A 14,150-nucleotide genomic window follows, 5' to 3' on the forward strand; every position below is an offset into this window, starting at 1 on the left:
TATGGCTCAGTTAACTGTCCAGATCGTGACACCAGATGGCCTCGTCTATGATCACCATGCCAGCTTTGTATCGGTTCGAACTCTGGATGGTGAGATGGGGATCTTGCCACGACATGAAAATATGATTGCGGTTTTAGCGGTTGATGAAGTAAAGGTAAAGCGAATCGATGATGATACTCATGTAAACTGGATTGCAGTGAACGGAGGGATTATCGAGATTGCCAATGACATTATTACCATTGTAGCCGACTCAGCAGAGCGTGCTCGTGATATCGATATCAGTCGTGCGGAACGTGCCAAACTTCGCGCCGAACGAGAAATCGAAGAAGCCCATGAAAAGCACTTAATAGACCAAGAACGACGTGCTAAGATTGCTCTTCAACGTGCCATTAACCGTATTAATGTTAGAAATAAACTATAAAAAATGAACTTGAAACTCAAGTTCATTTTTTTATCTTAGTGAGAAAAACTGATGCAAACTGCTTCTGGGACATGGAAGTCGTTAGAAAGCTCTGCAAGACGACCACTTTCAGGATTGCGCTTAAAGACCGTTGCATTATCAGAATCTTGGTGAACAGCGATCAAAAATTCCTGATCAGGTGTGATATCAAAATCACGTGGTGTTTTACCGTGACTTGGAACAATCTCTAATAATTCCAAACTACCATCAGCTAGAATTGTATAGACTGCAATGGAATCATGACCTCGGTTGGATGCATAGAGGTATTTGCCATCTTTTGAAAGACGAATAGCAGCAGTAGCATTAAAACCTTCGTATCCATCTGGTAAGGTTGAAATAACTTGCATGCGTTCAAATTCACCAACCCCATCATAAATCAAGACCTCTATCGTGCTATTAAGTTCGCAGATGAGATAGGCAATCTTATAGTGGTGGTGGAAAACGATGTGGCGTGCACCTGCTCCAGTTTGGCTGTGATAAGTGTAGAGTTTATTTAGTTTTCCTTCTGGACTAACATCATAGGTTGTTACCTCATCTGTTCCTAGATCACAGGTGACGAGATACTGGTCGGGTGTTAGATCCGTAAAGTGTACATGTGGGGAAGATTGGTTTTCATGAGGACCTTGCCCACTATGCTGATCTAGATCTGTTTGGATGAGGCTACCATCCGTTTGACGTTTATAAACCAGAACTTGACCCTTATGATAGTTGGCCCCATAAACGAGACCACGCTTTTCATCCACTGCCACATAACAATGGGGAGCGCCTTCTTCAACCACATGATTTAGCAAAGCGCCATCTGTCTTATATGCAGCGATTCCACCTAAGCCATCCTGGCTCCCTACAGTGTATAAGTGTTGCTGTTGGTCAAAGGCAAGGTAGGTTGGACTTGGTTCAGCAGCAAAGAGTTCAAGATTTTCAAGCTGGCCTGTTTCTGTATCAAAATCTGCCTTGTAAATCCCTTTAGATAAGCGACGAGTGTAAGTTCCAAAATAAACAGTTTCTTTCATGTCCATACCTCTTAATAATGATAAGTTCATTATACCACAAAATGGCAGTCATGAAGCACTAGATTCATTCATGTAAGCACTTTAAAAAAGAGTTATTTTAGTCTAAAAATGGTATAATGAGAGAATGACAGAAAGGATGTATTTATGGAACATAAAGAGAAACATTTTAGCCTATCTTGGTTTTTTAAGTGGTTTTTAGACAATAAAGCCATCACTGTATTTTTAGTAACCTTGTTACTGGGGCTAAATATTTATATTCTAAGTAAGATTAGTTTTATCTTTTTACCGGTATTGGACTTTTTAGGAGTTGTCATGTTGCCAGTTATTTTATCTGGTTTACTTTATTACCTCCTCAATCCGATTGTTGACTGGATGGAGAAGCACAAGATCAATCGTGTCCTTGCCATTAGTGTTGTTTTTGTTATTATTGGACTCTTTATCATTTGGGGGCTGGCAGTCGCAATTCCTAATCTGCAACGTCAAGTCTTAAATTTTGCGAAGAATGTGCCGACATACCTGGAAGATGCTGATAAGGTGATCAATGACCTTGTAACCAAACGCTTGCCAGATGATTTTAGACCACAGTTGGAGCAGGTTCTTGCCAATGTTTCTAGTGAAGCAACCATGTGGGCCAGCAAAATCTCTTCTCAAGCTGTTAACTGGGTTAGCGCCTTTATCAGTAGTGTTTCCCAGGTCATTGTAGCGGTTATTATTGTCCCCTTTATGCTCTTTTATCTTTTAAGAGATGGGAAAGGCTTGCGGGATTACCTAACTAAATTCATCCCAAACAAGTTAAAAGAGCCTGTTGGACAAGTTTTGTCAGATGTTAATAAACAGTTATCAAACTATGTTAGAGGGCAGGTTACAGTTGCTATTATCGTGGCAATTATGTTTATTATCTTCTTTAAGATTATTGGTCTCAGATATGCTGTGACTCTGGGGATCACGGCTGGTATCCTTAATCTAGTACCTTATCTAGGTAGTTTTCTAGCGATGTTGCCTGCTTTGGTTTTGGGCTTGATAGCAGGACCTGTCATGCTTTTGAAAGTAATTATTGTCTTTATTGTTGAACAAACGATTGAAGGTCGCTTCGTTTCTCCACTTATTTTAGGTAGCCAGCTAAATATCCATCCGATCAATGTCCTCTTTGTTCTCCTAACTTCAGGATCCATGTTTGGTATTTGGGGAGTCTTGCTGGGAATCCCAGTCTATGCCTCTGCCAAGGTCGTTATCTCAGCTATCTTTAACTGGTATAAGAAAGTCAGCGGTTTGTATGAAGAAGAAGGGGAGGAAATCAATAGTGAACAATAGTCAACGCATGCTCCAGGCTTTGGATGACCAAGACTTAACCAAAGCGGATCAGTATTTTCACGAAGCCCTCGAAACAGATTCAAGTGAGGTTCTTTACGAACTAGCAAACTATCTAGAGGGAGTTGGCTTTTATCCTCAAGCAAAAGAAATTTACCAACATATCGTTACAGAATTTCCAGAAGTGAATCTGAATTTAGCAAGCATTACTAGTGAGGATGGCAATGTTGAGGAAGCCTTTGCTTACCTTGAGGAAATCACACCCGAAAGTGACTGGTACGTATCGGCCTTGGCCTTGAAGGCAGACCTCTATCAGTTGGAAGGATTGACAGATGTAGCGCGTGAAAAGTTACTGGAAGCCCTAAACTACTCAGACGATGCCTTATTAGTTTTTGGTTTGGCTGAGTTGGATAGCGAGTTAGGGAATTATCAGGAAGCTATTCAGGGTTATGCTCAATTAGACAATCGCTCTATCTATGAGCAAACGGGTGTCTCAACCTATCAACGAATTGGTTACGCTTATGCCCAGTTAGGCAAGTTTGAAGCTGCAACTGAATTCTTAGAGAAAGCTATAGAACTAGAATACGATGATCAAACTGCCTTTGAACTAGCTAGTCTTTACTTTGATCAGGAAGAGTATCAAAAATCTGTTCTTTACTTTAAGCAGATTGATACCATCTCACCTGATTTTGAAGGATATGAGTATGGTTATAGTCAAGCCTTGCACAAGGAACATCAGGTGGAAGATGCACTTCGTATCGCTAAACAAGGTTTGGAGAAAAATCCATTTGAAACTCGGCTCTTACTAGCTGCTTCACAGTTTTCGTATGAATTGCATGAACCTAGTAGTGCAGAGCAGTTTCTCCTTACTGCTAAAGAAGATGCAGAGGATACAGAAGAAATTTTCCTTCGCCTTGCAACCATTTATATGGAACAAGAACGGTATGAAGATATCATCACTCTCCAAAGTCACGAACCTGAAAATCTCCTTACCAAGTGGATGATTGCACGTTCTTACCAGGAAATCGAGGATTTAGATAAGGCCTATGAACTCTATCAACAACTATCGTCTGATCTCAGGGATAATCCTGAGTTTCTGGAGCAGTATACTTATCTCCTGCGTGAATTGGGGTATTTTGAAGAAGCCAAAGTACAAGCTGAAACATATTTAAAACTCGTTCCAGATGATGTTCAAATGCAAGAACTCTTAGAGACACTTTAAAAGTTATATCTCTAAAAGAACGTATCCGTCAATTTGGCAGATACGTTTTTTTGAAAAATAGAATTTTTTTACAAAAACCCCTTGCTAAATTGTTTATTTATGCTATAATAGGAACAATAATTTTTAGGAGGTGCAGTATGTCTTATATGTTTGAGATATTACCAAGTTTATTGAACGGTGCAAGTATGACACTTCAAGTCTTTGCTCTGGTTTTAATTTTTTCAATTCCATTAGGTATTGTCGTTGCCTTTGCTTTACAAGTCCGCTGGAAACCCCTCCATTATCTGATTGACCTTTATATTTGGGTGATGCGAGGGACTCCCTTGCTCTTGCAATTAATTTTTATTTACTATGTTCTCCCTAGCATTGGGATTCGTTTAGATCGTTTGCCTGCTGCTGTGATTGCCTTTGTATTGAACTATGCTGCCTACTTTGCTGAAATTTTTCGTGGAGGGATTGAAACCATTCCAAAGGGGCAGTACGAGGCTGCTAAGGTCTTGAAGTTTAGACCATTTGACACAGTGCGCTATATTATTTTGCCTCAGGTTACAAAGATTGTCTTACCGAGCGTCTTTAATGAAATTATGAGTTTGGTCAAGGATACTTCATTGGTTTATGCCCTTGGGATTTCAGATTTGATTTTGGCAAGTCGGACAGCAGCCAATCGAGATACCAGTCTTGTTCCTATGTTTTTAGCTGGAGCGATTTATTTAATCATGATTGGTCTTGTAACCATTGTAGCGAAAAGACTTGAGAAGAAGTACAGTTATTACAGATAGGAGGATTGCTATGTTAGAATTACGAAACATTAACAAGGCCTTTGGTGGCAAACAAATCTTAACCAATTTCAGCCTATCAATTCCTGAAAAGCAAATCCTTGCAATCGTAGGTCCATCTGGAGGAGGAAAGACTACCTTGTTACGTATGCTAGCTGGACTGGAAACCATCGATTCTGGAGAAATCTACTATAACGGCGAATCGCTAGCTATAGACGAACTAGAAAAGCGCAATCTTCTGGGATTTGTTTTCCAAGATTTTCAACTCTTTCCGCATTTGTCAGTTCTAGATAACTTAACCTTGTCGCCCATAAAAACGATGAGTATGGACAAGGAAGTTGCTGAGAAGAAGGCGCGTGGTTTGTTAGAACAGCTTGGGTTAGCTGGGCACGCAGATGCCTTTCCGTTCTCACTTTCAGGTGGGCAAAAACAACGGGTGGCTTTAGCTCGCGCTATGATGATAAACCCAGAAATTATTGGATATGATGAGCCTACATCAGCCTTAGACCCAGAATTGCGATTAGAAGTAGAAAAACTTATCCTTCAAAATAAAGAGCGTGGGATGACTCAGATTGTTGTGACCCACGATCTTCAGTTTGCAGAAAACATTGCTGATCAGATCCTTAAGGTTGATCCAAAGTAGGACTAGGAGGTGCCTATGAAGAGAAAGAAAATTGCCCTTGTACTTGCTCTGTTCTTTAGCTTCTTCCTGACGGCTTGTACTCAGAAGGCAAGTGATCCAAATCAGGATAATTGGGCCAAATATCAAAAACAGGGAAGCATTACCATTGGATTTGACAATACCTTTGTTCCCATGGGATTTGAGGAAAAGAATGGCCAGTATACAGGTTTTGATATTGACCTAGCCCAAGCTGTCTCTGAAAAGCTAGGAATTCAGATTAAATTTCAACCCATCGACTGGGATATGAAAGAAACCGAACTACAAAATGGTACTATTGATGCCATCTGGAATGGCTATACAGCAACAGATGAACGGAAAGAGAAGGTTGTTTTTACCATTCCTTACATGGAAAATCAACAAGTTTTGGTCTCTAAAAAGTCTCAAAACATCCACTCAGTTCAGGATATGACTGACAAAGTTTTAGGGGCCCAGGCTGGATCTTCTGGCTATTTGAATTTTGAGGGACAACCCGAACTACTCAAGAATCGAGTGAAAGACCAGAAGGCTAATCAATACCAAAGTTTCAATGAAGCCTTGATTGATTTGAAAAATGATCGGATTGATGCCTTGTTGATTGACCGGGTATATGCCAATTATTATCTCCAGTCTGAAGGAATATTAAATGACTACAATGTCTTTTCAGCTGGATTTGAAAGTGAAGCTTTTGCAGTGGGTGTTAGACCTGCTGATAAAACATTGCTAGCAGCATTGAACCAAGCCTTTATCTCACTGTACCAAGAAGGAAAATTTCAGGAAATCAGCCAGAAATGGTTTGGGGAAGATGTAGCCACCAGTCAAGTTAAAAATCAAGAATAAGAAAAGAGATTGAGTTTTCCTCAGTCTCTTTTTATATCGAAAAATCCCCCGGCAAGTACCAGAGGATAAGAGCTTATACTCAATGAAAATCAAAGAGCAAACTAGGAAGCTAGCCGCAAGTTGCTCAAAACACTTTTTTGAGGTTGTAGATAAGACTGACAAAGTCAGGAATATATATCTACGGCAAGGTAACGCTGACGTGGTTTGAAGAGATTTTAGAAGAGTATTATTTCATTGTTGGGAAGAGCAATACATCACGGATAGTGGTTGTATCAGTGAGGAGCATGCAGAGACGGTCGATACCGATACCCAAACCACCTGTTGGTGGCATACCGTATTCAAGAGCCTCGATGTAATCGTAGTCAATGCCAGTTGCTTCGTCGTCACCAAGTTCTTTAGCTTTAGCTTGAGCTTCAAAACGGCTAAGCTGGTCGATTGGGTCGTTCAACTCAGTAAAGGCATTACCGTACTCCTTAGTCATGATGAAGAGCTCAAAACGGTCAGTAAAGCGCTCATCTTCAGGATTTTTCTTCGCGAGTGGAGAGACAGCTACTGGATGTCCGTAGACAAAGGTTGGTTGAATCAAGGTTTCTTCAACAAATTCTTCAAAGAAAGCGTTGATGATGTGGCCAACTTCAGTATAGTGTTTCTCAACTGGAACTTTCTTTTCAGTAGCTATAGCTTTTGCTTCTTCAAAAGTCATGTCTTGCCAGAAATCTACACCAGTAATTTCTTTGATAGCATCCACCATGTGAACACGTTTAAATGGTTCGTTGATTTTGATTTCAGTCCCTTGATAGTTTACTGGACCATCACCCTTAACTGCCTTAGCAGCGTGTTGGATAATACCTTCCGTCAAGTCCATGATATCTTGGAAATCTGCATAAGCTTGGTAAACCTCGATAGAAGTAAACTCAGGGTTATGAGTAGCATCCATTCCTTCGTTACGGAAGATACGGCCAATTTCATAGACACGTTCCATACCACCAACGATAAGACGTTTTAAGTGAAGCTCAGTCGCAATACGGAGCACCATGTCAATGTTTTGGGCATTGTGGTGAGTGATAAATGGACGAGCAGCAGCACCACCGGCTTCATTATGAAGAACAGGTGTTTCTACTTCAAGGAAACCTTTTTGATCAAGATAACGACGGATTTCAGAGATAATCTTTGAACGAGTAACAAAGCGTTCAAAGCTTTCACGGTTAGAAATCAAGTCAAGGTAACGTTTACGGTAAATTGTTTCAACGTCTGTCAAACCGTGGAATTTCTCTGGAAGCGGGCGAAGTGCTTTAGACAAGTGAGTGATGTGAGTTGCCTTGATAGAAAGTTCTCCCATATCTGTACGCATGACTTCACCTTCGACACCGAGGAAGTCACCGAGGTCAGCCTTTTTGAAGATTTCGTAATTTTCTTCACCAACAGCATCTTTACGAACGTAGATTTGGATTTGACCTTCTCGGTCTTGAAGATGGGCGAAGCCGACTTTCCCTTTACCACGTTTAGTTACTAAGCGTCCAGCGATAGTAGCAGTTTCATTTAATTCATGTAGTTGTTCTTTATCAAGTTCTGCAAATTTATCTTTAAGTTCTTGAGAGTTAGCAGTGCGTTCAAAACGTTTTCCGAAGGGATCGATTCCTTGTTCACGGAGCGCAGCCATTTTTTCACGGCGAACGATCTGCTGGTCATTTAGTTCTTCCATATGTTCTGTAGACATGGGTTCCTCCTAATTTTACTCAAAATTTGATACGATGAGTCATTTTTTGCGATACTCCCATTTTATCATAAATAGCAGAGAAATTCACGGATATTCTTTGAAAACTAAAAAGAACTTGACTATTAAGATCAAGTTCCATTATTTTCTTGATAGGAAGTGTCATTCCATCTTTCCAGAGTGAAGGTTTCAAAATCATCGGTCTCTAAAACTGTCAGACTAGCATTGGCCAAGCCTCCATCTTTGCGAAGGTGAGCCTCTTTATAGCCTAAGAGAGTGCGTAGGCTAGCAGTGAGATTTGCCCCATGCCCGACAATCAAAATTCTTTCAGCCGGACTTTCTTTCAGAGATTTGATAAACTGAATGGTTCGCTGAGTCGTAGAGTAGAGAGATTCGGCTTCAAACATCCTCGTATCAAACTGAGCCAGATTAGAGCGAAAGGCCTTGATTTGTTGTGGGTAGATGGCATTGAGCGTAGCAATTTTTAATCCCTCTAGTTTGCCAAGTTGCCATTCACGTAGGTCAGGAATGCTCTTCAAAGGACAAGGGGATTGGAGTTGACTCTGGATAATTTCAGCAGACTTAACTGCTCTGGGTAAATCACTAGAATAAATTGTATCAAAAGGAATTTCCTTAAGATACTGCCCCAGTTGTTTTAGTGTGTCAATGGACTCTGGAAGAAGGGGAGAGTCACCGCTAGCACCTTGAAAACGTCCTTCAAGATTCCAGACGGTGCGACCATGACGGACAAAGTAGAGTTTCATCAGTTGTTTTCCTCCAAGAGATCAGCAAAATCTGCTTTTACAAAGCTGGCTAAGTCTTGAGGTCGGATGATGATACTGTGCCCGACTTCTCCAGCAGAGACAATCATTTGGTCCAAATCCAAGGCTTTTTGATCAATAAAAATAGGATAATTATGTTTTTGGCGAATGCCGACAGGGTTATTAGCCCCATGAATATAGCCTGTCGTTTTTTCCAAATCTTTTTGTGGAATCATACTCACTTTTTTATTACCAGAAACCTTTGCTAGTTTTTTCTCAGCGAGGTGTTCTGTTATGGGAACGATTCCGATGATTGGCCCCGTTTTGTCTCCTAATAGCGCCAAGGTTTTAAAGATGTGAGTTCGATCATATTCCGAAGGAAGTTCACCCTCAAGCGCGTTGATTTGAATACCAGTATGGTCAATACCCGCCTTGGTCAAGATTTGTTCGACCAAGTTTTTTTTAATCTTAACTTTCTTTGCCATTATTTATATTTATCCTCCAATTGACTCATCCAGATACCAAGCCAAATGCCAAGCGCAAAGAAGAAGGCGATGAGAACATAGCTCACAATAGAAAGTCCAGTGTATTGGATACTTTCAGCATTTCCAGCATTTGGAATCAAAATCAAGAGAGTGCTTGACAGTACAATCCCAATGATGAAGTGATACACACGCGAGTGGTAGTTGTTCAAGGCGTGGTCCATTAATTTTGAAAAAATGATGAGGGTTGCACCTGCACCAATTCCGATAGGAAGGAAAGTACCGAATAAATCAAAGGTCTTAAAACCAGTTAGCATTGGAGCGTACAGCCCTAAAATCAAGAGTAGGTTTGACGGACTTAAACCAGGCACCAAGACACCAAGCGCTAAAAGAGCACCCGCTAAGATGAAACTAGCGAAACTAGCACCGAGAGAACCAACAACAAAATTTAACGCGTAGAGCCCGACACCTGAAAGGATAAAGGTGGTCCAGAACCAGACTAGGTCAATCTTATCACGATCAGATTCTCGAGTAGATTCTTTAAGGAGACTTGGAACTGTACCGATGATAGCTCCAGCAAAACTCCATAAAACATAGACCTGGTAATTTTCTAGCAGATACTCGATTGGATAAGAAAACAAACCAATGCCTAGCAACATCCCGATTGCTACTGGGATAAAGTATAGGAAATTCGCTTTAAAATCCTTAAAAGGATGAGCCAGAAAGCTAATCATTCGCTCGTAAATTCCCAAAATAGCTGCCAAAACACCGCCAGAAATTCCAGGTAGAATAAATCCTAAGGCGATGACGATTCCTTTAATAACTCTTGCAATCCATGAAAACATCATAAAATCCTCAATTTCATAAAATTCTTCTCTATTCTAACAATTATAACACAGATATAACACAGACGGCAAAAAAATGAAAAAACAAGTGAAAAAGTTACGATTTTCACTTGTTTTATGGTCTTAAAAATAGTTTTCTGAAGGTTTCTTCTTTTTCCTTCAAGGTAGAAATGAGATTAATATCTAAATGATGTTCAAATCCAGCAATTCTTCCTTTTGAAGTATACTGATGGAGGTCGTAGTCTAAACTGGTATTGGGTGTTGTTTCAAAGTAACCAGAGTCTGTCCCGTAGGAAGGAATCCAAATAGCAGTAAACTTATCTGTATTGATACTGTGTTCTTGCATGAAGTAAACTCCAATATAGATGCCGATGTTTTTAGCACCTAAAGATTCCAGTTTAGCACGAAAGGCTTCAACCCCTTCATTCATATCAGACATTGTTTTTTCTTCCACGTCCAACCAATAGTAACTAGGGTTGTATGGAGAAGCAGCATTATAGAAAACTTCAGCGGCTTTTTCCATTTCTTCCTTGCTGGGGCTAGCTAGATAGGCATAGACTCCAACTGGGACATTACGCTTTTGAAATTCTGTAATATGACTTTTATAGGCTTTATCAATACCATTGGCATAAGCCGCATCATTTTTTTCAGTATGTTGAGCCCCATTGTGGACGCGAACAATAACACCTGAAATATTTTGAGACAAGGTATCGTAGTTGATTTCCTCAGGTCTTTGCCAACCAGAGACGTCAATAATAGGTTTATCAAGGTTATGCAAGGCCTGATTTTCAACCTGGACTGCATTGGGTTTTGACTTGACAGGATGGTCTTCATAAGTTGGTCTATTGAGGATCAAAATAGCTATAAATATAGTAAATAAAGTAAAAATAATAGCTGGATGAATCTTTTTTCTCATACCTAAATAGTTTAACGTAAATAGATAAAAAAATCAAAGAAAACATCGGCAAAAGTGAATAAATGGGCGTCTTTTCCCTATTTTTCTGTTTGTTTACTCCTAAGAAACTAAATTATGGTATAATATAAGGGAATTTCTAGAGAAAAGAGAAGATTATGTCAAATTATGCCATTATTTTAGCTGCGGGTAAAGGTACTCGCATGAAATCAGATCTTCCAAAGGTACTTCACAAAGTAGCTGGAATTTCGATGTTGGAACATGTTTTTCGTAGTGTTGGTGCTATTCAACCTGAAAAAACAGTTACTGTAGTTGGTCACAAGGCAGAGCTGGTTGAGCAAGTATTAGCCGGTCAGACAGACTTTGTTACCCAATCAGAACAACTAGGAACTGGGCATGCTGTCATGATGGCAGAGCCTATTCTCCAAAATCGTACTGGCCACACCTTGGTTATTGCTGGGGATACTCCTCTGATTACAGGTGAAAGTTTGAAAAACCTCTTGGATTTCCATATCAACCACAAAAATGTGGCGACGATTTTAACAGCTGAAGCAGCTGATCCTTTTGGATATGGTCGTATCGTCCGTAACGATAATGCTGAAGTTCTTCGTATTGTTGAGCAGAAAGATGCCACAGACTTTGAAAAGCAAATTAAGGAAATCAATACAGGAACTTATGTATTTGACAATGAACGTCTTTTTGAAGCCCTTAAAAACATCAACACCAACAATGCCCAAGGTGAGTATTATATTACTGACGTGATTGGTATTTTCCGTAATGCGGGTGAGAAGGTTGGTGCCTATACTCTCAAGGATTTTGATGAAAGTCTTGGCGTAAATGACCGTGTAGCTCTTGCGACTGCGGAATCAGTGATGCGTCGCCGTATCAATCAAAAGCACATGGTTAATGGTGTTAGCTTTGTTAATCCGGAAGCAACTTACATTGATATTGATGTTGAGATTGCTCCCGAAGTCCAAATCGAAGCCAACGTTACCTTAAAAGGTCAAACGAAGATTGGTGCGGAGACTATTTTAACAAATGGAACTTATATCGTAGATAGTACCGTTGGAGCTGGAGCCGTGATTACCAACTCTATGATCGAGGAAAGTAGTGTTGAGGACGGTGTAACAGTTGGTCCTTATGCCCATATTCGTCCAGGTTCAAGTCTGGCTGCTCAAGTTCACATTGGAAACTTTGTTGAAGTAAAAGGATCTTCAATCGGTGAAAATACCAAGGCAGGTCATTTGACTTATATTGGAAACTGTGAAGTGGGTAGCAACGTTAATTTTGGTGCAGGAACTATTACAGTCAACTACGATGGCAAAAATAAATACAAAACTGTCATTGGCAATAATGTCTTTGTTGGATCAAACTCAACTATTATTGCTCCTGTAGAACTTGGGGATAATTCTCTGGTTGGAGCGGGTTCAACCATTACCAAGAATGTTCCTGCTGATGCCATTGCTATCGGCCGTGGACGACAAGTTAACAAAGACGAGTACGCAACACGCTTACCTCATCATCCAAAGAACCAGTAGGAGTTTGTCATGGAATTTGAAGAAAAAACGATTAGTCGGAAGGAAATCTATCAAGGTCCTATTTTCAAACTAGTACAAGACCAGGTGGAACTACCAGAAGGAAAGGGGACTGCCCAACGTGACTTGATTTTTCACAATGGAGCTGTTTGTGTACTAGCTGTGACAGCCGAAGACAAAATCGTTCTCGTTAAGCAATACCGAAAGGCTATCGAGGCGGTTTCTTATGAGATTCCTGCTGGTAAACTAGAACTTGGTGAAAATGCTGATCCAATGGTAGCGGCGCTTCGTGAATTGGAAGAAGAAGTTGCCTACAATGGTAAGTTAGAACTGTTGTACGATTTCTATTCTGCGATTGGATTTTGTAATGAAAAACTAAAACTCTACCTTGCTAGTGATTTGGTCAAGGTGGAAAATCCTCGCCCACAAGATGATGATGAAACTTTGGAAGTCCTAGAAGTAAACCTAGAGGAAGCCAAAAACCTGATCCAGTCAGGTCATATCTGTGATGCCAAAACTATTATGGCGATCCAGTACTGGGAACTACAAAAGAAATAGAGGAGAAACCCATGGGAAAACCTTTATTAACAGACGAAATGATTGAACGTGCCAACCGAGGTGAGAAAATCTCAGGACCACCTCTTCAAGATGATGAGGAAACAAAGATCCTACCAACGTCTTCACAACATTTTGGTTATTCACGCTCTAGAGACCACGGTTTTAGTCAAGATACACTTACAATCGAAGTAGAACCAACAATTCATAAGAGTCGCCGCATTGAGAACACTAAGAGAAATGTTTTTAATTCGAAACTCAATCGCATCTTGTTTGCAGTCATCCTACTTTTGATTTTGTTAGTGTTGGCAATGAAACTCTTGTAATTGAAAGGACTTGAAATGAAAATTGGAATCATTGCTGCCATGCCAGAAGAACTCGTATATTTAACTCAGAATTTGGATAAACCTCAAGAAGTCCAAATTCTCGGAAATACTTACTACACTGGCTCTGTTGGCAATACAGAAGTCGTTCTAGTTCAGAGTGGGATTGGGAAGGTCATGTCGGCTATGAGTGTAGCTGTTCTAGCTAACCATTTCCAAGTAGAAGCCATCATCAATACAGGATCTGCAGGTGCTCTTGCTGAAGGGATTGCTGTTGGAGATGTCGTGATTGCGGATAAGTTGGCTTATCATGATGTGGATGTGACTGCTTTTGGCTATGCTTATGGCCAAATGGCTGGTCAACCTCTTTACTTTGAATCTGATAAGAAGTTTATCGCTAGGATTAAAGAGAATTTATCTAAATTAGAACAGAACTGGCACCTAGGATTGATTGCTACAGGGGACAGTTTTATAGCTGGAGATGATAAGATTGCTAGTATCAAATCCCACTTTCCAGATGTGTTAGCAGTTGAAATGGAGGGTGCAGCCATTGCTCAAGCGGCTCAGTCTCTTAATTTACCGTTTCTAGTCATTCGTGCCATGAGTGACAATGCCAATCACGAAGCCTCTATCTCTTTTGATGAGTTTATTATCGAAGCTGGACGTCGTTCTGCCCAAGTCTTACTAGCCTTTTTAAAGGCCTTAGATTAAGCGGAAATTTGACAGTTTATCTAGCTTATGATAAGAT

General features: G+C 40.3%; 16 protein-coding genes. 10 read left to right on the top strand and 6 right to left on the bottom strand.

What is annotated here, in order from left to right:
• Position 1: 1 nt before the first annotated feature.
• Positions 2-421 carry a F0F1 ATP synthase subunit epsilon gene (locus SORDD25_RS00485; protein ID WP_000068035.1) on the top strand — a complete coding sequence of 140 codons (420 nt, stop codon included), beginning with the start codon at positions 2-4 and terminating at the stop codon, positions 419-421.
• A 35-nt stretch (positions 422-456) separates the two neighbouring features.
• On the opposite strand, the gene SORDD25_RS00490 is transcribed toward SORDD25_RS00485, so the two are convergent.
• Complete coding sequence (locus tag SORDD25_RS00490; RefSeq protein WP_061852218.1) at positions 457-1,470, bottom strand: lactonase family protein; 1,014 nt, start codon at positions 1,468-1,470, stop codon at positions 457-459.
• 144 nt (positions 1,471-1,614) lie between these two features.
• On the opposite strand from SORDD25_RS00490, the gene SORDD25_RS00495 reads away from it, so the two are divergent.
• The 5 genes from SORDD25_RS00495 (at position 1,615) to SORDD25_RS00515 (ending at position 6,274) form a co-directional block, all read left to right on the top strand.
• On the top strand, positions 1,615-2,781 hold the full coding sequence (locus tag SORDD25_RS00495) for an AI-2E family transporter (protein WP_061852219.1): 1,167 nt from the start codon (positions 1,615-1,617) through the stop codon (positions 2,779-2,781).
• Positions 2,771-4,000, top strand: a complete 1,230-nt coding sequence (locus tag SORDD25_RS00500; RefSeq protein ID WP_061852220.1) for a tetratricopeptide repeat protein — start codon at positions 2,771-2,773, stop codon at positions 3,998-4,000. Before SORDD25_RS00495 ends, SORDD25_RS00500 begins: the two co-directional genes overlap by 11 nt.
• Before the next feature lie 137 nt (positions 4,001-4,137).
• Entirely contained in the window at positions 4,138-4,779 is a 642-nt protein-coding gene (locus SORDD25_RS00505) for an amino acid ABC transporter permease (protein ID WP_061852221.1), read from the top strand.
• Positions 4,780-4,789: 10 nt separating this feature from the next.
• Positions 4,790-5,419 carry an amino acid ABC transporter ATP-binding protein gene (locus SORDD25_RS00510; RefSeq protein WP_000891743.1) on the top strand — a complete coding sequence of 210 codons (630 nt, stop codon included), beginning with the start codon at positions 4,790-4,792 and terminating at the stop codon, positions 5,417-5,419.
• 15 nt (positions 5,420-5,434) lie between these two features.
• A complete protein-coding gene (locus tag SORDD25_RS00515) occupies positions 5,435-6,274 on the top strand; it encodes an amino acid ABC transporter substrate-binding protein (protein WP_061852222.1) in 840 nt (279 codons plus the stop codon).
• A gap of 226 nt (positions 6,275-6,500) precedes the next feature.
• On the opposite strand, the gene lysS is transcribed toward SORDD25_RS00515, so the two are convergent.
• The 5 genes from lysS to SORDD25_RS00540 all read right to left on the bottom strand — a co-directional run bounded on the left by lysS (position 6,501) and on the right by SORDD25_RS00540 (position 10,992).
• Entirely contained in the window at positions 6,501-7,991 is a 1,491-nt protein-coding gene (lysS, locus tag SORDD25_RS00520; protein WP_049518598.1) for a lysine--tRNA ligase, read from the bottom strand.
• A 128-nt stretch (positions 7,992-8,119) separates the two neighbouring features.
• Positions 8,120-8,752 (bottom strand): histidine phosphatase family protein, encoded by a 633-nt coding sequence (locus SORDD25_RS00525; RefSeq protein ID WP_061852223.1) that lies wholly within the window; start codon positions 8,750-8,752, stop codon positions 8,120-8,122.
• Positions 8,752-9,234: an aminoacyl-tRNA deacylase gene (locus SORDD25_RS00530; protein WP_061852224.1), complete on the bottom strand. Its 483-nt coding sequence runs from the start codon at positions 9,232-9,234 to the stop codon at positions 8,752-8,754. The genes SORDD25_RS00525 and SORDD25_RS00530 overlap by 1 nt, the downstream gene beginning before the upstream one ends.
• Positions 9,234-10,076 carry a DUF368 domain-containing protein gene (locus tag SORDD25_RS00535; protein WP_061852639.1) on the bottom strand — a complete coding sequence of 281 codons (843 nt, stop codon included), beginning with the start codon at positions 10,074-10,076 and terminating at the stop codon, positions 9,234-9,236. The genes SORDD25_RS00530 and SORDD25_RS00535 overlap by 1 nt, the downstream gene beginning before the upstream one ends.
• 115 nt (positions 10,077-10,191) lie before the next feature.
• Positions 10,192-10,992, bottom strand: a complete 801-nt coding sequence (locus SORDD25_RS00540) for a glycoside hydrolase family 25 protein (RefSeq protein ID WP_001227574.1) — start codon at positions 10,990-10,992, stop codon at positions 10,192-10,194.
• Positions 10,993-11,147: 155 nt separating this feature from the next.
• On the opposite strand from SORDD25_RS00540, the gene glmU reads away from it, so the two are divergent.
• From glmU to SORDD25_RS00560, 4 genes are read left to right on the top strand one after another with little or no spacing between them, the layout of a single operon-like run.
• On the top strand, positions 11,148-12,527 hold the full coding sequence (gene glmU, locus SORDD25_RS00545) for a bifunctional UDP-N-acetylglucosamine diphosphorylase/glucosamine-1-phosphate N-acetyltransferase GlmU (protein ID WP_061852225.1): 1,380 nt from the start codon (positions 11,148-11,150) through the stop codon (positions 12,525-12,527).
• Between the two features lie 9 nt (positions 12,528-12,536).
• On the top strand, positions 12,537-13,082 hold the full coding sequence (locus tag SORDD25_RS00550; protein ID WP_061852226.1) for an NUDIX hydrolase: 546 nt from the start codon (positions 12,537-12,539) through the stop codon (positions 13,080-13,082).
• 11 nt (positions 13,083-13,093) lie between these two features.
• A complete protein-coding gene (macP, locus tag SORDD25_RS00555) occupies positions 13,094-13,405 on the top strand; it encodes a cell wall synthase accessory phosphoprotein MacP (protein WP_000517873.1) in 312 nt (103 codons plus the stop codon).
• A gap of 15 nt (positions 13,406-13,420) precedes the next feature.
• The gene (locus SORDD25_RS00560) at positions 13,421-14,113 is read left to right on the top strand and encodes a 5'-methylthioadenosine/adenosylhomocysteine nucleosidase (RefSeq protein ID WP_061852640.1); all 693 of its coding nucleotides are present in this window, start codon (positions 13,421-13,423) and stop codon (positions 14,111-14,113) included.
• Positions 14,114-14,150 lie beyond the last annotated feature (37 nt).

It is taken from the genome of Streptococcus oralis, assembly GCF_001579525.1.
Taxonomy (GTDB): domain Bacteria; phylum Bacillota; class Bacilli; order Lactobacillales; family Streptococcaceae; genus Streptococcus; species Streptococcus oralis_M.